This is a genomic window from Curtobacterium sp. MCPF17_046, assembly GCF_003224295.1.
In the GTDB taxonomy this organism is placed as follows: Bacteria; Actinomycetota; Actinomycetes; order Actinomycetales; family Microbacteriaceae; genus Curtobacterium.
In genome coordinates this window covers 59138-82706 of record NZ_QKLB01000005.1, presented here as the reverse complement: position 1 = coordinate 82706, position 23569 = coordinate 59138, and the positions used below count along the sequence as shown (strand labels likewise).

Genomic DNA, 23569 nt, shown 5'->3' with positions numbered 1-23569 from the left:
CTCGCGCCCGGCGGACGTGCGCGGTCGGGCCGGGAGGCTCGTGGCCGCGTCCGCCGCGGCGCTCGCGATCGCGGGCAGCGCGGTCCTCGGGCTCGCTGCCCCCGCCAGCGCGCACAACTACCTCGTCTCCGCCACCCCGGCGGCCGACAGCACCCTGACCGAGCTGCCGGAGTCGTTCGCGATCACCACGAACGACCGCCTGCTCGACATCGGCGACACCGACTCCGGGTTCGCCTTCCGCGTGGTCGGCCCGGACGGGGAGTACTTCGAGGACGGCTGCGTCGACGTGGACGGTCCGACGATGACCACCGCCGCCGCACTCGGCGACTCCGGGGAGTACACCGTCGAGTGGCAGATCATCTCCGCGGACGGGCACACGGTCTCGGACTCGTACGACTTCAGGTGGGACGCGCCCGCCGGGTTCTCCCCCGCAGCGGGCTCCACGGAACCGCCGACGTGTGCCGCGGACGCGGGCGGGTCGTCAGCGGCCGCGAGCACGACGGGCACCGAGTCCGGGACGACGTCGTCCACCGCGTCCGACGCCCTGTGGATCGGTGCGGGCGGCCTCGTCGTCGTGGCTGCGGCGGTCGCCGTGCTCCTGCTCGTCCGTCGTCGCCCGGCGCCTGCCGCCGACGACCCCGACGAGGGCTGAGCCGGACCACCCCGGACACGACGACGGCCCCGTACCGAACTCGGTACGGGGCCGTCGTCGTGTCGCGCTACTTGACGAGCGCCGGCAGGTTCTTGCGGCTGGTGAGGACCTGGTCGATCAGGCCGTACTCCACCGCTTCCTGCGCGGACATGATCTTGTCGCGCTCGATGTCGTGGTTGATCTGCGCCGGCGTCTTGTTGGAGTGCTTCGACAGCGTCTCCTCGAGCCAGGTGCGCATGCGGAGGATCTCCGCCGCCTGGATCTCGATGTCGGACGCCTGACCGCCACCCTGCTGGACAGCGGGCTGGTGGATGAGCACGCGGGCGTTCGGGAGCGCCAGGCGCTTGCCCGGGGTCCCGCCGGCGAGGAGCACCGACGCGGCCGATGCGGCCTGACCGAGGCAGACCGTCTGGATCTGCGGGCGGATGTACTGCATCGTGTCGTAGATCGCCGTCATCGCGGTGAACGAGCCACCGGGCGAGTTGATGTACATCACGATGTCGCGGTCCGGGTCCATCGACTCGAGCACGAGCAGCTGGGCCATGACGTCGTCAGCGGACGCGTCGTCGACCTGCACGCCGAGGAACACGATGCGGTCCTCGAACAGCTTCGCGTACGGGTCCTGCCGCTTGTAGCCGTAAGCCGTGCGCTCTTCGAAGCTCGGGAGGATGTACCGGTCGGTGGGAGCCGGGACGTTCTGCGCGCCACCGAGCATGGGGAGATGCATTCTCGTTTCCTTTTCTTCGGTGGGGATCAGGACTGGGCGTCGGGCTCGGCGGCCGGCGTGGGGGTCTCGCCGTCGCTGACGGTGCCACCACCACCGACGACCTCGGCGGACGAGGCGCGCAGGTGGTCGACGAAGCCGTACTCGAGGGCTTCCTGTGCCGAGAACCAGTTGTCGCGGTCGTTGTCCTTGAGGATCTGCTCGATGGACTTGCCGGTCTGCTCAGCCGTGAGCTCGGCCATCCGCTGCTTCATGTCGAGGATGACCTTCGCCTGCGTCTGGATGTCGGCGGCGGTACCACCGAAGCCACCGGACGGCTGGTGCAGGAGCACGCGCGCGTTCGGCGTGATGTAGCGCTTGCCGGGCGTGCCGGACGAGAGCAGGAACTGCCCCATCGACGCGGCGAGACCGATGCCCACCGTGACGATGTCGTTCGGCACGAACTGCATCGTGTCGTAGATCGCCATGCCGGCGGTGATCGAGCCACCGGGCGAGTTGATGTAGAGGTAGATGTCCTTCTCAGGGTCCTCGGCGGCGAGGAGCAGCAGCTTGGCTGCGATCTCGTTCGAGTTGTCGTCGCGGACCTCGGAGCCGAGCCACACGATCCGGTCTCTCAGAAGGCGGTCAAAAACACTGGGGTTCAGTGTTGCTTCGGCCATGGAAAAGCTCCCGTTCAGTTGTCGCTTGTTGTCGAACTTATCGGTTGCAACGCACGTGGTCTCGTGTGTTCGCTGTCGGCGGTCAGGCAGACCGGGAACACGGTCGGAACGTGCGGGAACACGAACGGGAGGCACGGTGCCAGCTGGCACCGTGCCTCCCGTTCGTGAGAATGGTCGCGACTACTTCGCGTCGGCCTCGGCCGACTCGTCGTCGGTCTCGTCCGCGTCGACGTCGTCGCCCTGGGCGACACCCGCGGTGAACGCGGAGAGGTCGACCGGGTTGCCGGCCGTGTCCTTCACGGTGACCTTCGACAGGACCGTCGCGACGGCCTTCGAGCGGGCGACCTCGCCGACCATGCCGGGGATCTGGCCGTTCTGGTCGATCACCTTGATGAACTCGGCGGGCTCCATGCCGTACTGGGCAGCGGCCTGGATCAGGTACTGCGTGAGCTCCTCCTGCGAGACCTGGATCTGCTCCTTCTCGGCGATGGAGTCGAGCAGGATCTGCGAGCGGAACGCCTTCTCGCTGGACTCGGCGACCTCCTTGCGGTGCTCGTCGTCCTCGAGGCGGTTCTCCTGCTCGAGGTGACGGTGCACCTCGTCCTCGATGAGCTTCTCCGAGATCGGGATCTCGACCGACTCGAGGAGCTGCTCGACGAGCTTGTCCCGAGCGGCAGCGCCCTGGCCGAAGGTCTTCGACTTGGCGATCTGCTCCTTGAGGTCGACCTTGAGCTCGTCGAGCGTGTCGAACTGGCTGGCGATCTGGGCGAACTCGTCGTCGGCCTCGGGGAGCTCGCGCTCCTTGACGGCGGTGACGGTCACGGCGATCTGGGCGGTCTCGCCCTCGCGGTCGCCACCGACGAGCTTCGACTCGAAGGTGGTGGACTCGCCGGCGGTGAGCGACTCGAGCGCCTCGTCGATGCCCTCGAGCAGATCGCCCGAGCCGATCTCGTAGGAGACGCCGGTGGCCGAGTCGACCTCGTCGTCACCGATGGTGGCGGTGAGGTCGAGCTGCGCGAAGTCGCCGACCTTGGCCGGACGGTCGACGGTCACGAGCGTGCCGAAGCGCGTGCGGAGGTTCTGCAGTTCCTCGTCGATCTCCTCGTCGGAGACCTCGACCGCGTCGACCTCGATCTCCATGGAGCCGTAGTCGGGCAGGTCGAACTCGGGACGCACGTCCACCTCGAAGGTGAGGACGAGGTCGCCGGAGAAGTCCTTGACGTTCGGGAGCTCGGCGACGTCGGCCTCGGCACGGCCGAGGATGCGCAGCTCCTGCTCGTCCACCGCCTGGCGGTAGAAGGTGTCGATGGCGTCACCGACGGCGTGGTTCAGGACCTCGCCGCGGCCGACACGCTGGTCGACGATCGCCGGCGGGACCTTGCCCTTGCGGAAGCCGGGGATGTTGATCTGCTCGGCGATGTGCTTGTACGCGTGGTCGATGCTCGGCTTGAGATCTTCCGGCGTCACGTTCACGGTGAGCTTGACGCGGGTGTCGCTCACCTTGTCGACGGTGCTGGTGGCCAAGGGATGTTCTCCTGTTGGTTGACGTTCGATGTGACCTGGTCGGGGCGACAGGATTTGAACCTGCGACCTCCCGCTCCCAAAGCGGGCGCTCTACCAAGCTGAGCTACGCCCCGGTACGAGGGCCAGGATCGTCGTGTGCGCCTGTTGACGCGCGGGCAGGACGAGTCCGGCCCCACGACCTCGATGAGTCTAGCGGGCTCGCGATGCGCGATCCCCGGCAGGACCCTCGGTTGTGGGGAAGTCAGTCGTCCGCGGACTTCCGGAGGCCCTGCCGCCAGCGCACCCCGACGATGACCTGGACGGCCAGCGCGGCGACCCCGAGCAGCAGACCGACCACGATCCGCCACACGTGCAGCAGCGCGTGCCACGGCTGCGCCTGCGGGTCGCCGAGCAGTTCCGGACGCAGCGACAGCACCACCGCGGCGACCGCGACGAGCACGTACGAGAGCACCCGGGAGCGCTTGATCGTGCGCTGCGACGACTCGTCCGGCGGCGGCAGGATCATGGCGGTGTCGTTCGTCCGGTATGGTGGTGGGGCCGCGACTCGTGCGCGGTCGCGGGGATGTAGCTCAATGGTAGAGCCCCAGTCTTCCAAACTGGCTACGCGGGTTCGATTCCCGTCATCCCCTCCCTTGTGGCTACTGGTGAGTAGGCCGGTCCCGGCAACGGACGCTCAGGCCGAATGCTTCCGAAACCCTTCGTCCGTGGTGGCTTCTAGGCTGCGACCATGGCGATAGAGAAGCTCACTTTGGGTGACAGGGTCACCGGACACCTCGTTGACGGGGTCCCAGAGACTCCTTACCAGGCAGCAATCCTCGAACTGTCCGAGCAGTACGGCGTTCGAGTCGAAGTTCCCTACGTCAGCTACGACGAAGCAGGGCAGTTTAAGCACGTTCAGGAGTGGTTCCGTGATGAGGCCGCCCCCAATAACTTGGTGCTTCACACGGCCGATGGCCCCGTCAGTTTTTTCGGCAATCGGTGGACGGGGCACTCGGAGAACATGGGCAGGAACGTCTCGCTCGGGAAGCTCAGCCCAGCGGAGACCGTTCTGTCGTCGCGTGACGGCGACCTGGCCGATGAACTCAGGGTGCAGACGGTACGGAGCCGACTCGACGGCCTGAACGAGTGGACACGCCTGACGGCAACCACCGATGAACACGAGACGGATGACGAGCACCGAGTCCAGGCGGTGACTTACAGGCTCCGCTCGCCTGAGGAGGTGAATTGGCGTCACGGGAAGGCGACACTGAGCCTCCGGGCCGAGTGGACAGTTGCTGAGCACACCGACGGCTACAACCGTGCGGTGGAGCTCTCAGACAACGTTGTTCTCGAGAGTCGATTCGACGACGGTCCCCGCTCGTTCTTTGATCACTTCGTCGCGCAACGCAAGATCGCCTCACTGCTTGTGTTCCTCTACGGCCGCCAGATCTCGTTCCGCGAGCACAAGGTTCAAGACGAGCGATTCGCATCGAGGCTAATGGGCGGGAAGGTGTACAACCACCCGTTCGTAGAGCTCATCTCCGACCGAACCGTCCGCGAGCGCTTCACACCTGTCCCGTCCCGCAAGGAGCTCGGGCGAGCCATCGCTCACCTACAGCAAATCGGGCCAGATGGACTCGCAGAGTGGTCGGAGCAGTACGACGCCTGGAGCCGCTTCATCCTTCCCAGCGCCGGGGTCTTGAGCAGGAAACGCGCCTACATCGAAGACCGGGTCATCTCCACGTCAATGAGCCTCGAAGCGGCAGGCACGATGATTGGCGAACGCCCCGGAGAGAAGGAAACCTATGGACGGGGCCGGCCATCCACTGCCACGAACATCTACAGGTGCTTGGACCAGCTCCAGATCACCTGGGGCAAGTACGTGGCCAGCAACGTAGGGCTCGCTCGGGCAATCGCCAACAATTACAACGACGTCAAGCACGCAGACCGGGGCGACTTCCCTAACTCGGAGCACACGTACCTCGTCAGCTCGACCAACAGCTTGCTCGTTCGACTCCTAGCCCTTGACCTGACGGGCAAGGGCAACGAACTACTTGAGCCCTACCGCAAGGGTGACGAGCTTTGGGACCTTCAGCAGCGATTCGACAGCGTCGGAGTGCGTGTAACCGAAAAAGGCACGTGGGTAGAGGTGACGAGTGACGATCGCGACTGACACCCTTGATGAACCGCGAGTCGTCGCAAGGGGTGAGGAATGTACGAGTCATTGTCGGCGGTAGGTGACACACTCACAAAGTCGTCAGAGTGGCGTCCGCGAGGAATGGAGTCAACATGGCTGTTCGGGTCACACACGTCCGCTTTGGCGGAACGACGAGGACCGAGTCAAGCATCGTGAGGTATCGCTGGATCAATCCGATCAACGGCAAGACCGGCGACACCGACAAGCCCTCGATGGTTGCCTTCGTCGAGGGCAAGGACGGAGCAGCGTACGTCGGCGCTGGCACTACGAGGGTGCCTGTTGGGGTAGTTCGCCCGGATTCTGGAGCCCCGTACCTTCGCACCTATGCCGATGGCAAGTGGACCAACAATCTAGTCAACCTGCCGACGTTCTAGGTCGGGCTATCGAGCTGCAACGAAAGCCTCGAACCGGGCAACCTGGTCGTCGAGCCCGTCGAGAATAGGTGGCCGTAGATGGTGTCGGTCGTAGACACGGACGCGCCTTTTCCAGCGGCGGACCTCGTACAGCCTGAAGCCCGCAGCAAGCATGAGCGAGGCGTGCGTGTGGGCGCAGGTCGCGAAAGTGCATGTGCTGCACGACGCCCGCGCGAAGCGATCGGCAGGAGGTAGGCCCACGTGCTGTGAAGCACAGCGTCCCGCAATCCCCTTCTGCCCGGGAACCGCGCGAGCACTACCTCGACGTAGCGGACTTGAATGACTCTCTCGCAGGACCAGTCCGCGAATGGTCCATCTCAGAGCGCCTCGAGAAGCGATGGGGCCTGCCTCGGAAGGGCATCGAATAGCCCCCGCCCCGGGAGCCCCTCCTACCGCGCTCCGCTACCGCCAACCAAGCCGGACAGAAGCCAGCTAGCGCGGTTCACGGGAAGGCCCGGAAGTACGGGTAAGAACGGCGCTTCCAGGACCAGGTTGGTTGGGTCGGTTCGCGCCGCTACAGGACGAGGGACGTTCTTCCGGATAGTTACGCGGGTTCGATTCCCGTCATCCCCTCCGAAGCAGCATGTTGTACCCCGGTGGTCCACATTCCCGAGGACTAGCGTGGCGCTGGCCGGAAGGACGTCGACGCGCGGCGCACCCCGCCCCCGCAGGGATCGACGGCGGCGCACCCATGTCACGAGTCCGCACGGCCGTCCGATCCGCCGTCACGCTGCCGGCACGCGTCGGCCGGTTCAGCGAGTTCCTCTTCCGTCGTTCCGACGCAGCGTGGGACGTGTACCCGGACGACCCCGCGGAGGGAACGGTCGTCGGATCGGACGTCACACGGGTCCTGTTCCTCGGCGAGCGCGGGGAGCTCTCGCTCGGCGTGCGCACCCACGAGCTGTCCCTGCCGGCGTTCTTCGCCCGGCACCGCACCGCACGGCGTGGCTGCGGGACGTCGTGGTCCATCGCGAGCGCCCCGTCGTCGAGCGTGCGGGACCTGCCGACCGTGGTGGACGGACACCGCGAGCACCTGCGTGGCTGTGAGCTCGTCGTCGTCATGGTCGGCATCACGGACGCCCTCCGGGTGATGTCGCCGCTCACCTGGGAACGGCACCTCCGCGACACCCTCGCCGCGCTCCTCGACGCACTCCCGCCCGGCGCCCGGGTCCTCGTCGGTGCGATCCCGCCGCTCGACAACGCCGGCAGCCTCTCCCGACCGGCACGGATCGCGGCCGGTGCGCACGGCCGGGAGCTCAACCGCCGGTCGTGTGCGGTGGCAGCCGACCACCCGCGCGTCGACGTCGTGGGCTTCCCCGAGGAGCTGACGCGGTCGGTGTGGCGTCCGGAGGCGGAGGAGCACCGCTACCGGGACACCTACGCCGTGTGGGGCGCGCACCTGGCCGAACACGCCTGACGCTCCGTCACAGGCTGACTCAGCCCAGCAGCACCCGCAGGGCGGCAACGTGCGCTCGGTACGCGCGCCGACCCTCCGGGGTGAGCGCGAGCCACGTCTTGACACGGCCGTTGCCGGTGGGTTTGCTCACCGTGACGTAGCCGGCCGACTGCAGCACCTTCACCTGTTTGCTCGTCACCGAGTCACTCACACCGAGTGCGTCGCGGACGACCGAGAACTCGGCTTCGTCCAGCGGGTCGAGGAAGGCGCAGATCTGCAGACGGTTCGGGGCATGCACGACCTCGTCGAAGGTCGGAGAGGCGCCGCTCGCCGGCTCGTCGAGCGGGGAGGCCATCAGGACGCGACCACGTGGCCGCTGCGCAACTCCGACCGCAAGCGCGCGTCGAACCGCCGCCCGAGAGCGACGATCAGGACGAACAGGACCCCGGCGCACACCCACACCGGCCAGAGGAGGCCCGTGGCGGCATGGACGACCATGGCGGTCACCACCACGACGACGGCCGACACCCCCATCGCCACCGCCCATCGGGTGGCGGCGCCTGCCCGGTGTCCGGAGACCCAGACACCGGTCCGGCGACGGTAGACGGAGACGAGGGCGCCGAGTCCGACGAAGAAGGCGATGAGGACGCTCATCCGGACGACTGTGCCGCCGAGCGTGTAGCCGACGAGGTAGGCGGCGGTCAGCAGCCCGAGCGTCGGGTGGTACCACCAGGGCGTCACGAGGCGGTCGGCGACGGAGGCGCGGGTGGCTTCGACGGCAGCGAGCGCTTCACGGGCTCGGGCCAGGTCGTGCTCGTTTTCCATGTCGGCAAGTCAATCATTTGCCAGCTTGGAAAGTCAACGGATCGGCGCCACCGGCGGATCATCGCGGAGGCGTTGGAACATGAGGTGGTCCTGCCACCGGCGTGCGATCTCGAGGTACCTCGGCGCCAGACCGTACTGCAGGAAGCCGTTGCGGGCCAGCACCCGCTGCGAGGCGGTGTTGTGCACCAGTGTCTCGGCCTGGACCCGGTGGAGGCCGAGCTCGTCGAACGCGTGGCCGAGCGCCGCCGCCACAGCCCGGGTGGCCAGCCCGCGTCCGGTTCGGTCCTCCGACAGCCAGTACCCCATCGCGCACGACCGGAAGGGTCCCCGCACGATGCCGCTCAACGTCAGCCGGCCAGCGACCCCGCCGTCGTCATCGAGGATCACGAACGGAGCGGCTTCGCCCCGCTGATGTCGGTCGAGCACGAGCGCGATGTCCGAGCGCTGGCCCTCGACGGTTTCGTGGCCGTCGGCCCGGAACGGGCTCCACGGCGCCAGGAACTCCCGGTTGCGGACGAGCAGGTCGGCGAGCGCCGTGCTGTCCTCCGGTGAGACCAGACGGATCGGGCTCACCGGGGAGCGCCTCCCGGCCGACCGGCCTGCTCGAGTGCCCGGACCATCTCCAGCGTCGACCCGTCCGTGAAGCCCACCGGTCGGGTCCGGCCGGTCTCGACGAACCCGTGACGGATGTAGAAGCGTCGTGCCGGTGTCCCGTGCTCGTACACGTACAGGCGGAGGTGGTCCGCGCGCTGACCCGCCCAGTCCACGATGCCCCCGAGGAGGGCGTCGGCGACACCGTGCGTCCGACCGCGGAACGCCGGCGAGACGAAGACCCCGGTCAGGACCGGGCCCGGACCGTCCTCGTCCCCGATCTGGGCGCTCATCATCCCGATCCACCGGCCGGACAGGTCGTCGACCGCGGCGAGGCTGGTCGTGTCGATCCCCTGGCCGCGCCGAGCGCGGAGACGCCAGTCGTCCTCCGTCATGCCGCGGGTCGTCTCGAGGGTCGCCCCGTACGAGATCGGGTTGTCGGTCGCGTTCTCGATCCGGAGCTCGCGGACCAGTGGCCAGTCGTCCTCGACGGTCCGGCAGATCGTGAAGGCAGTACCCATGCGAGCGACGGTACCGGGCCGACGGCATTGCACCATCGCCGTCCTAGGCTCGGCACCATGGACACCCTCCGGCCGATCGACGTCGCGACCTGGCCTCGCCGCGAGCACTTCGAGCACTACCGCCACCGTGTTCCCTGCACCTACGCGATGACGATCGACGTCGACGTCACCGAACTGGTCGGCGCCCTGCACGGGACACCGGTCAGGAGTTCCGTGGCGCAGATGTGGGCGCTGTCGACCGTCGTCAACCGACACGAGGAGTTCCGCATGGCGCTCGACTCGTCCGGAGACCCGGCCGTGTGGGACGTCGTGCACCCGTCGTTCACGGTCTTCAACCAGGAGCGGGAGACGTTCGCGTGTGTGTGGACGCCGCACCGCGAGGACTTCGCGACCTTCCACCGTGAGGCCGTCGACGTCCTCGACCGGTACCGCACGGCGTCCTCGCTCTTCCCGCAGGACGACGTGCCGCCGAACGTGTTCGACGTGTCGAGCATCCCGTGGGCGTCGTTCACCGGGTTCACGCTGGGTATCCGTGACGCATGGGACCACCTGTTGCCGATCTTCACCATCGGCCGCTACCGGCGGACCGAGGACCGGGTCGTCATGCCTCTGGCAGTCCAGATCCACCACGCGGCGGCGGACGGCTTCCACGCGGCTCGTCTGGTGACCGAGTTGCAGGAGTTGTTCGCGTCACCGCAGTGGACCTCCGGGGCCGCCGGCTGGGCCCGTGCCGCTCGGGTCACCCGTGAGGAGGGGGATCTCCGGCTCGCGGAGCGGTAGGCCCAACTCCCGCGCGGTCTCGACGTACGCCCGGTAGACCGCCGCGTACTGCTCCCGTGCCCGATCCGCCTGCTCCTGCATGAAGGGGCGTTCGACGTACGTCTCGTACCCGATCGTCTGACGTCGGTCGGCCTCGGCCGTGACGGCGACGCTCCACCGCCACACGTCGGCTGGGCTGGCGTCCGCCGGCGCTGCGGCGAGCACCACGGCCGGGACGGGCACGACAGCCCTGGCGGCGCTCCGCGGTTCGCCCGAGGTGACCACGAACGCGGTCCCGATGCAGACCCAGACCCCGATGAATGCCCCACCCGCTCCGAACGTCGTCGCGCGGAGGGACGGGCCCGCCACCAGGACGCCGATCCCGAGACCCACCGCCGCCGCCAGTGCGACGGTCGCGACTGCGAGCAGCACCCATCCCCATGCCGCCCGTCGCTGTCGCCGACGGACGGCAACGAGGTCGTACCGGTCCCGCCACCGCCGCAACGTCGCGGCACCGGGGCCGTCGCGGTCCACGTACACGTCCCCGTCGGGTGCGACGAAGACGGCTGAGTCGGGCGAGCGCGGGTCGATCACGAACACAGCGTCCCACCGCTCGTCCCCGGGGGTGCGGAAGCCCGGGCGCCGGGCGAGCAGCGATCTCCGAGCGCCGGTGCAGGGACGAGGGTCATGAGGCCGATGGCTGCGACATCCGCCGCCAGGCCAGCAGCGACCGCCACCGGGGCACTTCGGTGACCGCGACGGTCACGCACAGTGCGGTGACGACGACGGCCAGCCAGGAGGGCCAGATCACCCACGCGGCGACGGTCGCGCCGACGAGGTGCGCCAGGACCGACACGATCGTGACGATGCCGTGCGTCGCGACCGGTGCGTCGCCGCCCGGCCGGTCGCCGGGCGTCGAGAACACGGCAGGCGGGACGAGCAGCAGGAGCACGGCCCCGATCGCAAGCGGGATCGAGTGCGGCCAGAGTGCCCACGGTACGGCCACCCAGGCGACGAGTTCCGCGCCGGCGCGGAGGCCGCCGCGGACGGGGTCGTGTCCGACGCTCATCGTGACGGACCGGCGCGCAGGCCGCGGTCGAGGAAGTCGATCATCCACGTGAAGCTCTCGTCGACGTCGGTCCCCATCTGGAATCCGCCGGAGACCTCGAGCGTCGCGAAGCCGTGCAGCACGCTTCGGAGCATCCGGAGCGCGTGGACCTCGTCCGCCGGGTCGAGGCCGTAGTCGCGGAGGACCGCGGAGAACGACGACAGTGTCCGGTCGAGTGCGAGGGTGAGCGGGTCGTCGGCGTCCGCGGGACGAGCGCCGGTCGTGGCCGCGTAGCGACCGGGGTGCTCACGCACGTACCGGCGGACCGCACCGGCGGCGGCGGCCAGGGCGTCCCTCCCGGCCCGCCCCTGCGTCGCGTCCCGCAGCGCTTCGCTGAGTTCCGCGACCGCGACGACCGCGATCCGTCGGGTGAGGTCGGTGAGACCGTCGACGTGCTTGTAGAGCGACGGCGCCTTGACGCCGAGCCGTTCTGCGACGGTGCTCATGCTCACCTGCGCGAGCCCGTTCTCGTCGGCGAGCGCGGCGGCGGCCTCGGTGACGACCGCCGCGTCGAGTCCGGCCCTAGGCACGATCGCCCCCGATCGGCAGCGCGGCGAGGGTGCGGCCGAGGAACGGGAGCAGGAGCGCCAGGACCTCGGCCGGGGTCTCGGTGTGCGGGTAGTGCCCGGCTCCCTCGATCACGGCGAGCTCGCCGAGACCGGACGGCAGGTCGGCGACGACCCGGCGTCCCTCGGCGGCGGGGTCGGCCCAGTCCGGGTCGGCGCTGCCCTCGATGACGAGGACCGGGCAGCGGACGTCGGCGAGCCGGGCACCGGCGTCGGTCGGCGAGGTCTTCGTCATGGCGCGGAGGACGGCCATGCGCTCGGGCTGCCGGAGCGTGTCCTCGATGCGGCGACGCTCCTCCGTCCAGTCGGCGGGCTCGGTGGGCACGGCGATGTCGAGGTAGGCGAGCCAACCCGGCAGGCTGCCGGTCGTCATGACCGTGAGGAGTCGGAACGTCCCGGCACGGTGCTGGTTGCGGTTGCGGAGGAACCCGCCGAGGTCGAACGACTGTGCGCGGGTGAAGGGAGCCAGCTCGACGATGCCGGCGACGACGTCGGGTGCGTCCGCGGCCGCGATGGTCGCGGCACCGCCGCTGATCGACTGCCCGACGATGACGGCGGGGCCGCCGAGGTGCCGCACGACGGCCACGAGGTCCGCGGCGATGTCGGCGCGCTCGTAGCCGGACCAGCCGGTGCTCGAGTCCCCGCAGCCGCGGATGTCGACGTTCGCGACCCGGTAGCCGGCAGCGACGAGCTCCGGGACGAGGAACCGGTACGAGTGGCGACTGTCACCCATGCCGTGTGCGAGGACGACGAGCGGACCGGTGCCGCTGACGTCGACCGCGATCGTGCCGCCGTCGAGTTGGATGTGTTCGAGCATGAGCGCCTCCTGGCTACGAGTGTTAGCCATAAGCTAATACCCGTAGCCAGGACGTGTCAACACCCGGTCAGGACGGACCCCCGTCGGCTGCGATGCACTGCAGCTGCGTCAGCGTGACGGGCGTCACGGCCTCGAACGAGAGCGTCCCCGCGCTGACCCCGCCGGCGAACGGGAACACCCGTGTCTGCCCGGCCCACACGAACTCCTCGTCCTGCGCGTCGAGCTGATGGACCACGCGCTCGTCGGCGTCCCGCAGCACGATCCGCCACGATGCCGTCCCCGCCGCGGCCGCGGTCACCGTGACGAGCGATGCCGCCGCGACCGTGACCGGCACCACGACGCTCTCCCCCGCGGCGAGTGCCACCTGGGTCAACCCGGTGTCGTCCGTGAGCGGTGAGGCCCCGACCGGCAGGACGTCGTCCGGGGTGTCCCGGTACCCGTGCTGCTCGGACGCCGAGGTCGGGCGCGTGTCCGCAGCCCACCCGACCGGCGTCTCCGACAGCGCGACGACGATCCGCGACGCCCCGACCACCACCGCGTGCGGGATGCTGATGGACCCCCACGGCTCGTCGTCGACCGTGACGGCGCCGATGAACCGGCCGGTACCGGTGGTCTCGATGACGGTGGGCGAACCACTCCCCGGCGGACGCAGCACCGTCCGCCGGACCGACGGCGGCACGAGCACGTAGGTGCCGGTCGACGGCGCCAACGGGTACAGCCCGATCGTCGCGAACACGTACCAGGCGCTCATCTCGCCGTTGTCCTCGTCACCGGGGTACCCCTGGCCGAGGTCGGAGCCGACGAACAGCCGGTCGAGGCACTCGCGGACGATGCGGTGTGCGTCGTCGTGCCGGCCGGTGAACATGGGGAAGAACGGGATGTGGTGCGCGGGCTGGTTCGACAGTCCGAGCATGCCCATGCGGATGTCGCGGGCCTCGGTCATCTCGTGGATCGCGAACCCGTACGACCCGGAGCGGTCGGTGGCACCGGTCTCCGGTCGCGCCGAGAAGCGGGCGAACGCGGCATCGAAGCCGGCCGGCCCGCCGTGCAGGTCGACCACCCCGGCACCGTCGTGCGGCGCGGTGAACATCGTGCCCCACGCGTTCGTCTCGGTGTAGTCGCTCCCCCACACGTCGGGGTCGAAGCCGCCGTCGGGGTCGGAGTCGTCCCGCCACGAACCGTCCGGTGTCCGGCCGATGAAGAACCCGCGCTCCCGGTCAAAGACGTTCCGGTACTGCAGGGACCGACGGGCGAACCACTCGTGCTCGGCCCGGTACCGTGCTTCTCCGGCCGCGTCTCCGGCAGCCGCGGCACGCTCCGCCATCACCCGCGCCAGGACGGCGACACCCCAGTCGTTGATGGCCGCGTCGAGCGTCCACGACATTCCCTCGCCGGTCGCCGTGTCGACGTACCCGCGGAACAGGCCCGGGAGGCTCCCCTTCCGTCCGACCCGTCGGTCGCGCGCGGGGACGGTCGCGTTCCGCACCGCCGACCGGTAGGCCTGCTCGACGTCGAACCCGTCGACGCCCTTGGCCACGAGGTCGGCGAAGACCGTGTCGCTCGTGGTGCCGGTCATGACGTCCTCGGCGCCGGGGGCACTCCAGCGCGGGGTCCAGCCGCCGTCGGTGAAGTGTCCGACGACGCCCTCGGCGAGGTCGGCCGCCGTGTCCGGGGTGAGGAGCGCGAGCAGCGGCCACGCGGTGCGGTAGGTGTCCCAGAACCCGTTCGTCGTGGTGAGCGGCCCGTCGACGACCTCGGGTCCGGGCTCGTCCCGGATCGGCTCGGACAGGACGTCGCCGTACGGGGAACGGTGGCGCGGTGTCCCGTCCAGAGCGGTCTCCCCCGCGCGCGTCGGGTAGAGGAACGCCCGGTACAGCCCGGAGTACAGCGAGACGAGCTGGTCGTCGGTGGCGCCCTCGACCTGGAGCACGTCGAGTTCGGCGACCCACCGGTCCTCGGCCTGCTCGCGCATCGCGGTGAAGTCGCCCGCTGCACGCAGGTTCGCGACGGCGTCCTCGGCGGAGACGGTGGAGATGCCGAGCAGCACGTCGGTGTCCCCGGTGACCTCGACCCACCCGCGGAGCTCCCCGTCGACGACGGTGGTGTGCTCGGCGACCGCGTTGATGATCCGGACGTGGACGTGGTGCGGCGGGGTCTCGGGGCGGTCGTCGAGCAGGGCGTCGACGACCACCGCACCGTCCTCGAGCCGGACCGAACACGAGCGGAGCACCCCGTGATGGTCGAGCACGACGCTGCGGACACCGGTGAACCGCCAGGCCAGGGCGAACTCCCCCGCGGTCATCTCCGCGGTGACGCCCTCGTCGAGGCCGACCCGGTACCGGTGTGGTCCGTCGAGCTCGTCGACGTGGTCGAACCCGAGCGCGCGGGCGGTCCGGTCGACGTCGGGCTCGGCGAGCGGGGAGGGCATGACCTGGAACACCCCGCGGTCGGCCATCCACGGCGAGGGCAGGTGGCTCGTCGCGAACGCCTGGATCGCCGGGCGGTTGTCGCTCGGGCGGTTGTGCTCCTGGTAGGCGTACGGCCACCGGCTGTCGGACGCGTTCGTCATCGGCAGGCCGAACACCCCGCCGTGCGGGAGTCCGACGAGCGGGGCGTTGTTCCCGCGCGAGAACGTGCCCGACGAGTGCGTGCCCCGGGTGGTGCGGACGGAGTCGAGCGGGCGACCGCCGGGAGGCACGGCACCGGTCCCGGGGCCGGCCGGCTCGATCCGGACGTCGTCGAGCCAACCGCGCACGGTGCGGACGGTTGCGGCCGACGCCGCGTCTGCGGCCGGCCCGGCGTCGGCCCGGACCGCCCTGTCCACCGCCGGATCCGGCCCGTCAGCGGACGCGGGCCCGTCTGCGCGGCCGAGTCGGGCCTCCAGGCGGTCCACCACCTTGCCGGCGACCGCCGACAGGTCGACGGTCCGCCGGTTCCACTGGTCGACCCACTGCTTGCGGGCGTCGTCCTGCGCCTCGGGTGTGACGGCGTCCCCGTACTGGTCGCGGGCGAGAGCGTCACCGACGCCGTCACTGAGCCGGGTGCGGTCGGTGAAGACGACGTCGAGTGCGAACGCCGTGGCGGCCCAGAACCGGTCGAGGTCCGAGACCCCCGGTTCGGTCTGCCCCTCGGGCAGCGACCGCTCCGGGAACCAGACCCAGGTCAGGACGTCGGTGAGCCCGACCTCCCGTCCGGCGAACCCGGGGACGACCTGCACGGTCCCCCTCGGGTCGGTCTGTTCGATCAGGGTCGCCTGCCGGGAGACGAACCCGACTCCGTTCCGGGCCGCGACCGCGGTCACGGGACCGGTGCTCGTCGGGCTGTCGGTGGTCGGGCTGCCACGGCGCTCGTCACTCATGGATCGGTCGTTCCCCTACTTGTAGACGGCGGACTGACCGTAGAGCACTTGCGTGAACTGCGACACGTAGGGGCTGACGTCTCCGTCCGGCAGGTTGTACGTCATGAAGACGCCGTACCCGTCTGCCTTGGTGCGCTCGGCGAGCGTGACGGCCAGGTCCACCGGGGTGTTCTGGATGTCGACCGCCGCGGCCGAGAGCTTCGACTTCGGCACGCCGGGGATGCTCGGCGCCGTGTAGGTGCCGTAGTAGGGGTTCCAGGCGTAGTCGAGCTTCTTGCCGATCGACGGCTTCTCGTGCTGCAGCGACGTCGACGACGGGCCGATGTCGTAGAACGAGATGATCTTGCCGGGCATGTCCGCTCGGAGCGCCGAGATGAGCCAGCCGATCGACTGGTCGTTCGGCTGCGGGGTGCCGTCCACGCCGTAGTCCGAGTACTCGTCGTCGAGGTCGACGCCGTCCAGCCCGTACTTCTCGACGGTCGCCGACACCTGCGCCGCGAAGTCCCGCGCGTCCGCCTTCGACGTGAAGTTGGCCAGGCCCGTGCCCTGGTGGTTGCCGAGCACCGAGAGCGTGACCTTGATGCCCTTGGCCTGCAGCGGGCGGATCTGGGTCGCCGCCTGGTCGAGCGTGCGCTGCACGTTCTCGTTGGCGTACAGGACCGCGTCGCCGTCCGCGTCACGGTTGATGTTCGCCGCGAAGATGATCGCCACGTCGAACGCGTTGGCGCCGTTCTCGAGCGTGTACCGGCCGACGTTCCGGAGCTCGTCGTTGTTCACCTCGACGTAGGCGATGCTCGTCGGCCCGGACTTCGTCGGGGCGGTGTGCCCCGGGCGGCCGTGGCCGTGGCCGTGGCCGTGGCCGTGTCCGTGGCCGTGCCCGTGGCCCTGCGATGCCGCTGCCGGCCCGCCGGGAGCCGCCGACGCGGCGGCGGGCACCATCGGCGCCGCCACCATCGCGACCAACGCCGCCACGATCCCGATCTTCATGGTCTTCTGCATGACACTCCTCTTCGAGTGGTGTCCGCGGCGACGAGGTGCCGCCGCGGTCCACGACCGGTCCGGCCGTGGGACCCGCCGCCGGGACACCCGAAGTCCCGGCGGCGGGGGTCTCAGTGGGCCGCCGTCAGCGCTCCTCGCTCGTGCGCGGGAAGCGGAAGGTGCGGACCTCGAAGGCGTCGACCGCGAAGGCCGCCACCCCGTCGGTGACCGCGGCGACGCCGGGCAGCGCCGGGTCCGTCTCCTCGAGCAGCGTGACCTCGACCGGCTCGCCGAACGGCCCGTCGACCGCCAGACCCCCGGTCCCGCGTCGGCCCGCCGGCTCGTACACGCGGACGACCAGGTCACCCATGCGGTCGTCGGCGAGCTTGACGGCCGAGACCACGACGTCACCGGAGGCCTGGACGAGCGAGTCGAAGCCGTGCGCGCCGGCGATCCGTCGGACGGACGTGTTCATGACCGTGCCCGCAGCGGTCGCCCCGACGACGTCGGTCCCGATCACCAGGCCGTACCGGTGCGTCTGCACGCCCTGGTCCGTCTCAGGGTCGGGGAACCGCGGTGCGCGGAGCAGCGAGAGCCGGACCGTCGTCGTGACGTGCCCGTCGACCGCGTCGCGCGTGACGTCGAACCCGTGGATCGAGTCGTTGACGAGCGCCACGCCGAACCCGGGCTCCTCGACGAGCACGTACCGGTGCATGGACGTCTCGAACTTCGCGGCTTCCCACGAGGTGTTCGTGTGTGTCACCCGCTTCTGCGCGCCGAACTGGGTCTCCGCGATGGTGTGCTCGGCACGGACGTCCAGCGGGAACGCGACCTTGAGGAACTTCTCGGTCTCGTGCCAGTCCGTGACCTGGTCGAACTCGAGCGTCCGGGTGCCGGGCGCGAGCGTGATCTCCTGCGTGAGCGTCGACTCGCTGAACGAGCGCGACACCGAGACGCGGGCGGTCCCGTCCTCGTCGACCGAGCCGCGCAGGGCGGTCACGTCGACCAGGTCGTCGACGCGGTTCCGGTAGTACCGGTCGACGTCCCACGCGTCCCACATGTTCGGGAAGTCCTGGTGCAGCTGGAGCAGGTTCGCGACCTGGCCCGGTGCGATCGCGTCGCGACCGGTGGCCAGGTCGACGGCGCTCGTGACGAGTCCGCGGCCGTCGACGACGACGCGGACCAGGTCGTTCGTGAGCACGAAGCCGCCGTCGGCCTCCTCGAGGCGGACCGGGGTGGTCGCCTCCAGGTCGGTCGTCAGGATCGCGCTCTGCGCCAGGGCGCCGCCGTGGAGGCTCGGGGCCGGGTTGACGACGACCGTCGCGTCCCCCTCACCGGCGAGCGCCGACAGGGCGGCGGCGATGAGGGCCTCCAGGCGGGCCGCGATCTCCGCGTACCGCTCGACGGCCTCACGGTGCACCCACGCGATCGAGGTGCCCGGCAGGATGTCGTGGAACTGCTGGAGGAGGACCTGCTGCCAGAGCGCGTCGAGCTCGTCGTACGGGTAGGCGAAGTCGGTGCGGGCAGCGGCCGTGGCGCACCACAGCTCGGCCTCGACGAGCAGGTGCTCGCTCCGCCGGTTGCCCTGCTTCGTCTGGTGCTGGCTCGTCAGCGTGGCGCGGTGCAGCTCGAGGTAGAGCTCGCCGACCCACACGGGCGGGTTCTCCAGCTCGCTCTTGGCCCGGTCGAAGAACGCGTCCGGGTGCTCCCACGTGACGCGGGCGCTGCCCTCGAGGTCCGCCAGACGTGCCGCCGTGCCGGTCATCTCGCGGGTGGTGCCGCCGCCGCCGTCACCCCAGCCGACCGGCGCGATCGACCCGGAGGCGAGCCGGTTCTCCCGGAACTGCCGGGCGGCCTTCGCGACCTCGGAGCCGGACAGCCGCGAGTTGTACGTGTCCATCGACGGGAAGTGCGAGAACACCCGCGACCCGTCGATGCCCTCCCACAGGAACGTGTGGTGCGGGAACTTGTTCACCTGGTTCCACGAGATCTTCTGCGTGAAGAACCACTCGAAGCCCGCGCGACGCATCAGCTGCGGCAGGGCCGGCGAGTAGCCGAAGCTGTCCGGCAGCCAGACGCCCTTCGGTCGGATGCCGAACTCGCGCTCGAAGAACCGCTGGCCCTGGGAGAACTGCCGGACGATGCTCTCGCCCGTCGGCATCACCGTGTCGGACTCGACCCACATCCCGCCGAGGGGCAGGAACCGGCCGGCGGCGACGGCGTCCTTGACCTTCGCGTAGACCTCGGGCCGGTGCTCCTTGATCCAGGCGTACTGCTGGGCGCTGGACATGCCGTAGAGGAAGTCGTCCGTCTGGCCGATGAGCTCGGTCATGCTCGACGTGGTGCGGGCGACCTTACGGATCGTCTCGCGCACCGGCCAGAGCCAGGCGGAGTCGATGTGGGCGTGGCCGACGGCGGAGATCCGGTGCGCGGAGGCCTCGGCGGGTGCGGCGAGCACCTCGGCGAGCGCCGCACGGGCGTCGGGGGCGGTCTCCGGGATGTGCTGCAGGTCGAGGGCGTCGAGGGCGTCGTCGAGCGCCTGGAGGATCCGCATGCGCCGGGGGCCCTGCGGCAGCTCCTCCTGCAGTTCGAGCAGGACGTCGATGTCGAGCGCGAGCTCGTGCACCTCGGCGGCGAACACGGCGAGGTCCATCCGGCGGCTCGTGTACAGCCGCTTCGGGGACGACGTCCGGATGTCGCCCTCCTGCGTGACGAGGAAGGGGTGGTAGTCGAGCAGCACCGGGTTGGACGCTGCCTCGACGAAGAACTCGACGGTCTCGCCGCCGACGGCTGCTTCCGTGATGAGCACCCACTGGTTGCGGGGGTTGAGCGACTTCACCGGGGTGCCGTCGGACAGGTAGACGAGCCCCTCGCACTGGAAGCCGGGCATGTTCTTGTCGAAGCCGAGGTCGACGAGCGCCTCGACCCGCTGGCCGGCCCACTCCGCGGGGACGGTGCCCGACAGGCGGAACCAGGTGGTCCCCCACGCGGCACCCCACGGAGTGCCGACCTCGTACGGTTCGAAGTCGAGCGTCAGGCCCTCCGCGGGGGCGATCGGCTCACCGGGCAGCTCGTGCCAGGCGGTGTCGAGCGGGACGGCGGTGGCGTGCACCTCGGGCAGGATGCGCTCGTCGAGGACACGGCGTGCGCGGCCGATGGTGAGCGGGATGTCGTCGTGCATGGGTCCTCCGGGACGGCGGTGTCCGTCCGGGTCGTCGGGGCGTGGGGCGTGGTGCTGGTCGTGCTGGTCGTGCTGGTCTGCTGGTCGGGGTCAGGGCATCGTCGCGGGGTGTGCGACGGACACGGTGGCGGACGCGGTGTCGTTCGGGACGTCGACGCAGGTGGTGATCCCGCGCGCGGCCAGGAGCGCGGGATCACCGAGGCGGGAGCGCAGCACGACCTGCGGGCCGCGGCCGTCCCGCTCGGCGATCGCGAGCCAGGCCGCGGCGAACCGGCCGCCCGGCGCCGAGTCGGCTCGGGTCCCACCGAGCGGCGTCCCGTCCGGGGCGACGTCGTCGAGCACGAGCGCGGTCGTCGGCGGGGTCGGGGCCTGGTACCGGCCGTCACCGAACGCCAGGGCCATCTCACGGAACCGCTCCCCGGTCGGCTTCACGCGGCCGTCGTTCGTGAGCAGGCCGAGGTCGTACTCGAGCTCCGGGAAGTCGGCGAGCGAGCGGGACACGTCGTGCGAACACCACCACGTGATGCCGAACAGCCCCTGCACGTCGAGGGCGTGCCGGATGGTCTGCTCGGTGAACGTCGGGGCGTCGGCCACGTCCACCACGTTGGTCGGTGCGCCGACCTCCTGCAACCAGTTCGGCCGGTCCGCGCGGGTGTTCCACGCGGCCGCGAGCTGCAGCAGGTACTCGCCGTGTCGGACCGACCCCGGGCCGAGGGCACCGTGCAGGCGTGCCGACCCGTTGAAGACCCACGAGTGCGTGATGGTCGCGTCCCCGTGGTCGGCCGCGTGCTCCGGGCCGAACGGCTGCGCGTCGTCGTACCAGGCCGCGTCGTACTGTGCGAGGGTCACGAGGGGGGCCGGACGCTCCCCCGTGGCGGGGGCGGGCCGGGTGCCGGAGCCGGGTTGAACCGCCGGACCGGCGAGCCCCTCGCGCGCCGCGGCGACCATCGCCGCCGCCCACGCGTGCCCCTGCTCGGGCGTCGTCGCGAACGGCGACGGGTGCGGGGCGTGCGCGAACTGGTTGACCTCGTTGCCGACCGTGACGCCGAGCAGGTTCGGCCGGTCCCCGACGGCGGCGGCGAGTGCCCGGATGTACGCGGCGGTCGAGGCGACGACGTCGGGGTCGGTGAACATGTTCCGGCGGTGCCACGAGTCGAGCCACGACGGCAGGAAGTCGAAGCTCGACAGGTGCCCCTGCAGCGCGTCGACCGTGACGTCGAGTCCGAACGAGCCGGCGATGTCCACCACGGTCGCCACGTCGTCGAGCGCCCGTTGCCGGATGAGCGTCCGGTTCGGCTGCACGACCGGCCAGAGCGGGAAGACCCGGACGTGGTCGGCGCCGAGCCCGGCGATCGCCTCGAGGTCCCGTGCGGTGTCCGACGGCGAGAAGTCGAGCCAGGAGTGGAACCAGCCGTTCGACGGTGTGTGGTTGACGCCGAAGCGCATCAGCCCTTCACCCCGCCCTCTTCCACGCCCTTGAAGAAGAAGCGCTGCAGGACGGCGAAGATCACGGCGATCGGGATGAACGCGATCATCGTCCCGGCAGCGATCATCCGCTGGTCGGTGGCGAAGGTGCCCTGCAGGTACTGCAGCCCGACCGTCAGGGTGAGCTTGTCCGGGGACTGCAGCACGATGAGCGGCCAGAGGAAGTCGTCCCACGCACCGATGAACGAGAAGATCGCGATCACGGCGATCGTCCCCTGCACGGCGGGCAGCGAGATGTAGCGGAGGCGCTGCATCGCGTTGGCGCCGTCCATCACGGCCGCCTGGTCGATCTCCTCGGGCACCTGGCGGAAGGCGTTGTACATGAGCAGCACGTTGAGCGCGGCGATCATGCCGGGCAGGGCGACGCCGACCAGGGAGTCGGCGAGGCCGAGGTCCTTGACCGTGACGAACTGGGAGATGATCGTCGCCTCGCCGGGCAGCACGAGGGTGGCGAGGAACAGGCCGAGGACGACCTTGCGGCCCTTCCACTGCAGGCGGGCGATCGCGAACCCGGCGAGCGTTGCGAACACGATGTTCCCGATGACGTCGATCGCGGCGACGATGAGCGAGTTCCCGATGTACCCGAAGACCGGGATGGCGTCGCCCACGCGGAGGTAGTTGCCGAACGTCGGCTGCGCGGGGATGAACGACGGGTTCGCGGTGTAGATGTCCTCGCCGGTGCCCTTGAGCGAGGTCGAGAGCTGCCAGAGGAACGGACCGATCGTGATGAACAGCACCACGACGAGCAGGACGTAGCGGAGCACCTTCTCGCGGGTGGACATGACGCCCCACACCGCGCGACGGCGCTTGCGTCCGCCAGGCTGGGACTGCCGGGAGGCCCGGCCCACGTCCGTCGCGCCGGTCACGTCCGGTGTCGGTGCGGCCACGCCGGCGTTGCCGCCGATGACCGGTTCGCTGGTGCTGGTGGTGTTCGTCACTTGTCCGCCTTGCTGTTCATCCGGGCGAGGGCGAGCATCGGGATCAACGTCACGGCGAAGAGCAGGAGGCTCAGGGCGGACGCGTAGCCGAGGTTGCCGGTGAAGCCGCGGGCGTACTGCTGGATGAGCATGACGAGGGAGTTGTCCTGGCCGCCGGGGCCACCCGTCCCGTTCGTCAGGATGTAGAGCTCGCTGAAGACCCGGAGGGCGCTGACGCACACCAGGATGCCGACGAGCGTCATGGTGCCGCGGACGCCGGGCATCGTGACCGACCAGAACCGGCGCACCGCCCCGGCGCCGTCGAGAGCGGCGGCCTCGTGCAGGTCCTTGCCGACGTTCCCGAGGGCAGCCAGGAAGATGATCATGTAGTAGCCGAGGCCCTTCCACACGGTCAGGCTGATCGCGCTGAACAGCAGCAGCCACCGGTCGGACAGGAACGGGATCGCGCCCTGCACGACGCCGAGCGACTGCGCCATCTCGTTGACGACGCCGCGGTCGTCGAGGATCCAGTTCCAGATGAGCCCGACCACGACCGCGCTCGCGATCACCGGCGTGTAGTACGCGGTCCGGAAGAACGCGATCCCGGGCATCTTGTGCTGCACGAGCACGGCCATGAGGAGCGGGAGGACCGTCAGCAGCGGCAGGCACACCACCATGTAGATGACGCTGTTGAGCAGCGCCTCCCACACCTGCGGGTCCGCGAGCAGGGTCCGGAAGTTCGCCGTCCCCACCCATGCACTGACCCCACCGAGCGGGCTGGCGTTCGTGAACGACAGCCGCACGGTGTTGATCGACGGCCAGAGACTGAACGCGAGCAGCCAGACCAGTGCGGGCAGCACCAGCAGCCAGGGCGTGAACCAGCGGTTCGCACGCATGACGATCCTCCCTCTTCCTTCGG

Annotated in this window: 23 protein-coding genes and 2 tRNA genes; 6 read left to right on the top strand and 19 right to left on the bottom strand. The window is 69.9% G+C overall.

Translation table 11 applies throughout. The features are described from left to right. Positions 1-40 precede the first annotated feature (40 nt). On the top strand, positions 41-652 hold the full coding sequence (locus tag DEJ32_RS06445; protein WP_258368913.1) for a copper resistance CopC family protein: 612 nt from the start codon (positions 41-43) through the stop codon (positions 650-652). 67 nt (positions 653-719) lie between these two features. Here the strand turns inward: DEJ32_RS06445 and DEJ32_RS06440 are convergent, their stop codons facing one another. The 5 genes from DEJ32_RS06440 to DEJ32_RS06420 form a co-directional block, all read right to left on the bottom strand. Next, positions 720-1379 (bottom strand): ATP-dependent Clp protease proteolytic subunit, encoded by a 660-nt coding sequence (locus tag DEJ32_RS06440; RefSeq protein WP_110900688.1) that lies wholly within the window; start codon positions 1377-1379, stop codon positions 720-722. Between the two features lie 26 nt (positions 1380-1405). Beyond that, positions 1406-2035: an ATP-dependent Clp protease proteolytic subunit gene (locus DEJ32_RS06435; RefSeq protein ID WP_110823812.1), complete on the bottom strand. Its 630-nt coding sequence runs from the start codon at positions 2033-2035 to the stop codon at positions 1406-1408. A 180-nt stretch (positions 2036-2215) separates the two neighbouring features. Further along, complete coding sequence (gene tig, locus DEJ32_RS06430) at positions 2216-3559, bottom strand: trigger factor (protein WP_110823811.1); 1344 nt, start codon at positions 3557-3559, stop codon at positions 2216-2218. A 36-nt stretch (positions 3560-3595) separates the two neighbouring features. Then, positions 3596-3672 (bottom strand) — tRNA-Pro (locus DEJ32_RS06425). Positions 3673-3800: 128 nt separating this feature from the next. Beyond that, positions 3801-4064, bottom strand: a complete 264-nt coding sequence (locus DEJ32_RS06420; RefSeq protein ID WP_110823810.1) for a hypothetical protein — start codon at positions 4062-4064, stop codon at positions 3801-3803. Positions 4065-4117: 53 nt separating this feature from the next. Between DEJ32_RS06420 and DEJ32_RS06415 the strand changes: the two genes are divergently transcribed. The 4 genes from DEJ32_RS06415 (at position 4118) to DEJ32_RS06400 (ending at position 7565) form a co-directional block, all read left to right on the top strand. Beyond that, positions 4118-4188 (top strand) — tRNA-Gly (locus tag DEJ32_RS06415). Positions 4189-4286: 98 nt separating this feature from the next. Further along, positions 4287-5711 (top strand): hypothetical protein, encoded by a 1425-nt coding sequence (locus tag DEJ32_RS06410; protein ID WP_110900687.1) that lies wholly within the window; start codon positions 4287-4289, stop codon positions 5709-5711. Between the two features lie 116 nt (positions 5712-5827). Continuing rightward, positions 5828-6109, top strand: a complete 282-nt coding sequence (locus DEJ32_RS06405; RefSeq protein WP_110900686.1) for a DUF3892 domain-containing protein — start codon at positions 5828-5830, stop codon at positions 6107-6109. 730 nt (positions 6110-6839) lie between these two features. Beyond that, a complete protein-coding gene (locus tag DEJ32_RS06400) occupies positions 6840-7565 on the top strand; it encodes a hypothetical protein (RefSeq protein WP_110900685.1) in 726 nt (241 codons plus the stop codon). A gap of 19 nt (positions 7566-7584) precedes the next feature. Here the strand turns inward: DEJ32_RS06400 and DEJ32_RS06395 are convergent, their stop codons facing one another. From DEJ32_RS06395 to DEJ32_RS06380, 4 genes are read right to left on the bottom strand one after another with little or no spacing between them, the layout of a single operon-like run. Beyond that, positions 7585-7899 (bottom strand): transcriptional regulator, encoded by a 315-nt coding sequence (locus tag DEJ32_RS06395; protein WP_110900684.1) that lies wholly within the window; start codon positions 7897-7899, stop codon positions 7585-7587. Further along, positions 7899-8369 (bottom strand): hypothetical protein, encoded by a 471-nt coding sequence (locus tag DEJ32_RS06390; protein ID WP_110900683.1) that lies wholly within the window; start codon positions 8367-8369, stop codon positions 7899-7901. Before DEJ32_RS06390 ends, DEJ32_RS06395 begins: the two co-directional genes overlap by 1 nt. A 33-nt stretch (positions 8370-8402) precedes the next feature. Next, the gene (locus DEJ32_RS06385; protein ID WP_110900682.1) at positions 8403-8942 is read right to left on the bottom strand and encodes a GNAT family N-acetyltransferase; all 540 of its coding nucleotides are present in this window, start codon (positions 8940-8942) and stop codon (positions 8403-8405) included. Then, on the bottom strand, positions 8939-9481 hold the full coding sequence (locus DEJ32_RS06380) for a GNAT family N-acetyltransferase (RefSeq protein WP_181420599.1): 543 nt from the start codon (positions 9479-9481) through the stop codon (positions 8939-8941). Before DEJ32_RS06380 ends, DEJ32_RS06385 begins: the two co-directional genes overlap by 4 nt. 57 nt (positions 9482-9538) lie before the next feature. Here DEJ32_RS06380 and DEJ32_RS06375 point away from each other — a divergent pair, with 57 nt between their 5' ends. Next, on the top strand, positions 9539-10261 hold the full coding sequence (locus DEJ32_RS06375; RefSeq protein WP_110900680.1) for a CatA-like O-acetyltransferase: 723 nt from the start codon (positions 9539-9541) through the stop codon (positions 10259-10261). Here DEJ32_RS06375 and DEJ32_RS06370 read toward each other — a convergent pair. The 10 genes from DEJ32_RS06370 to DEJ32_RS06325 all read right to left on the bottom strand — a co-directional run bounded on the left by DEJ32_RS06370 (position 10172) and on the right by DEJ32_RS06325 (position 23546). Next, positions 10172-10834, bottom strand: coding sequence for a hypothetical protein (locus tag DEJ32_RS06370; RefSeq protein ID WP_146234092.1), 663 nt, complete (start codon positions 10832-10834; stop codon positions 10172-10174). The two genes, DEJ32_RS06375 and DEJ32_RS06370, sit on opposite strands and share 90 nt — an antisense overlap. Before the next feature lie 91 nt (positions 10835-10925). Next, positions 10926-11309 carry a hypothetical protein gene (locus DEJ32_RS06365; RefSeq protein ID WP_110900678.1) on the bottom strand — a complete coding sequence of 128 codons (384 nt, stop codon included), beginning with the start codon at positions 11307-11309 and terminating at the stop codon, positions 10926-10928. Then, positions 11306-11878, bottom strand: coding sequence for a TetR/AcrR family transcriptional regulator (locus DEJ32_RS06360; RefSeq protein WP_110900677.1), 573 nt, complete (start codon positions 11876-11878; stop codon positions 11306-11308). Before DEJ32_RS06360 ends, DEJ32_RS06365 begins: the two co-directional genes overlap by 4 nt. Next, positions 11871-12731, bottom strand: a complete 861-nt coding sequence (locus tag DEJ32_RS06355) for an alpha/beta fold hydrolase (RefSeq protein WP_110900676.1) — start codon at positions 12729-12731, stop codon at positions 11871-11873. The genes DEJ32_RS06360 and DEJ32_RS06355 overlap by 8 nt, the downstream gene beginning before the upstream one ends. 67 nt (positions 12732-12798) lie before the next feature. Further along, entirely contained in the window at positions 12799-16089 is a 3291-nt protein-coding gene (locus DEJ32_RS06350) for a GH92 family glycosyl hydrolase (RefSeq protein ID WP_110900675.1), read from the bottom strand. Between the two features lie 15 nt (positions 16090-16104). Next, positions 16105-17088: an endo-beta-N-acetylglucosaminidase H gene (locus tag DEJ32_RS06345; RefSeq protein ID WP_110900674.1), complete on the bottom strand. Its 984-nt coding sequence runs from the start codon at positions 17086-17088 to the stop codon at positions 16105-16107. A 124-nt stretch (positions 17089-17212) separates the two neighbouring features. Next, positions 17213-20248 (bottom strand): glycoside hydrolase family 38 C-terminal domain-containing protein, encoded by a 3036-nt coding sequence (locus tag DEJ32_RS06340; RefSeq protein ID WP_110900673.1) that lies wholly within the window; start codon positions 20246-20248, stop codon positions 17213-17215. 90 nt (positions 20249-20338) lie between these two features. Beyond that, positions 20339-21694, bottom strand: a complete 1356-nt coding sequence (locus DEJ32_RS06335; protein WP_110900672.1) for a glycosyl hydrolase — start codon at positions 21692-21694, stop codon at positions 20339-20341. Beyond that, entirely contained in the window at positions 21694-22671 is a 978-nt protein-coding gene (locus tag DEJ32_RS06330; protein ID WP_220032995.1) for a carbohydrate ABC transporter permease, read from the bottom strand. Before DEJ32_RS06330 ends, DEJ32_RS06335 begins: the two co-directional genes overlap by 1 nt. Next, a complete protein-coding gene (locus DEJ32_RS06325; RefSeq protein ID WP_110823792.1) occupies positions 22668-23546 on the bottom strand; it encodes a carbohydrate ABC transporter permease in 879 nt (292 codons plus the stop codon). The genes DEJ32_RS06330 and DEJ32_RS06325 overlap by 4 nt, the downstream gene beginning before the upstream one ends. Between the last annotated feature and the right edge of the window lie 23 nt (positions 23547-23569).

Excerpts from the sequence above, each read along its gene's own strand:
- DEJ32_RS06440 (WP_110900688.1), bottom strand. The coding sequence starts at position 1,379 with ATGCATCTCCCCATGCTCGGTGGCGCGCAGAACGTCCCGGCTCCCACC.
- DEJ32_RS06435 (WP_110823812.1), bottom strand. The coding sequence starts at position 2,035 with ATGGCCGAAGCAACACTGAACCCCAGTGTTTTTGACCGCCTTCTGAGA.
- DEJ32_RS06420 (WP_110823810.1), bottom strand. The coding sequence starts at position 4,064 with ATGATCCTGCCGCCGCCGGACGAGTCGTCGCAGCGCACGATCAAGCGC.
- DEJ32_RS06410 (WP_110900687.1), top strand. The coding sequence starts at position 4,287 with ATGGCGATAGAGAAGCTCACTTTGGGTGACAGGGTCACCGGACACCTC.
- DEJ32_RS06405 (WP_110900686.1), top strand. The coding sequence starts at position 5,828 with ATGGCTGTTCGGGTCACACACGTCCGCTTTGGCGGAACGACGAGGACC.
- DEJ32_RS06400 (WP_110900685.1), top strand. The coding sequence starts at position 6,840 with ATGTCACGAGTCCGCACGGCCGTCCGATCCGCCGTCACGCTGCCGGCA.
- DEJ32_RS06395 (WP_110900684.1), bottom strand. The coding sequence starts at position 7,899 with ATGGCCTCCCCGCTCGACGAGCCGGCGAGCGGCGCCTCTCCGACCTTC.
- DEJ32_RS06390 (WP_110900683.1), bottom strand. The coding sequence starts at position 8,369 with ATGGAAAACGAGCACGACCTGGCCCGAGCCCGTGAAGCGCTCGCTGCC.
- DEJ32_RS06380 (WP_181420599.1), bottom strand. The coding sequence starts at position 9,481 with ATGGGTACTGCCTTCACGATCTGCCGGACCGTCGAGGACGACTGGCCA.
- DEJ32_RS06375 (WP_110900680.1), top strand. The coding sequence starts at position 9,539 with ATGGACACCCTCCGGCCGATCGACGTCGCGACCTGGCCTCGCCGCGAG.
- DEJ32_RS06365 (WP_110900678.1), bottom strand. The coding sequence starts at position 11,309 with ATGAGCGTCGGACACGACCCCGTCCGCGGCGGCCTCCGCGCCGGCGCG.
- DEJ32_RS06355 (WP_110900676.1), bottom strand. The coding sequence starts at position 12,731 with ATGCTCGAACACATCCAACTCGACGGCGGCACGATCGCGGTCGACGTC.
- DEJ32_RS06350 (WP_110900675.1), bottom strand. The coding sequence starts at position 16,089 with ATGAGTGACGAGCGCCGTGGCAGCCCGACCACCGACAGCCCGACGAGC.
- DEJ32_RS06345 (WP_110900674.1), bottom strand. The coding sequence starts at position 17,088 with ATGCAGAAGACCATGAAGATCGGGATCGTGGCGGCGTTGGTCGCGATG.
- DEJ32_RS06340 (WP_110900673.1), bottom strand. The coding sequence starts at position 20,248 with ATGCACGACGACATCCCGCTCACCATCGGCCGCGCACGCCGTGTCCTC.
- DEJ32_RS06335 (WP_110900672.1), bottom strand. The coding sequence starts at position 21,694 with ATGCGCTTCGGCGTCAACCACACACCGTCGAACGGCTGGTTCCACTCC.
- DEJ32_RS06325 (WP_110823792.1), bottom strand. The coding sequence starts at position 23,546 with ATGCGTGCGAACCGCTGGTTCACGCCCTGGCTGCTGGTGCTGCCCGCA.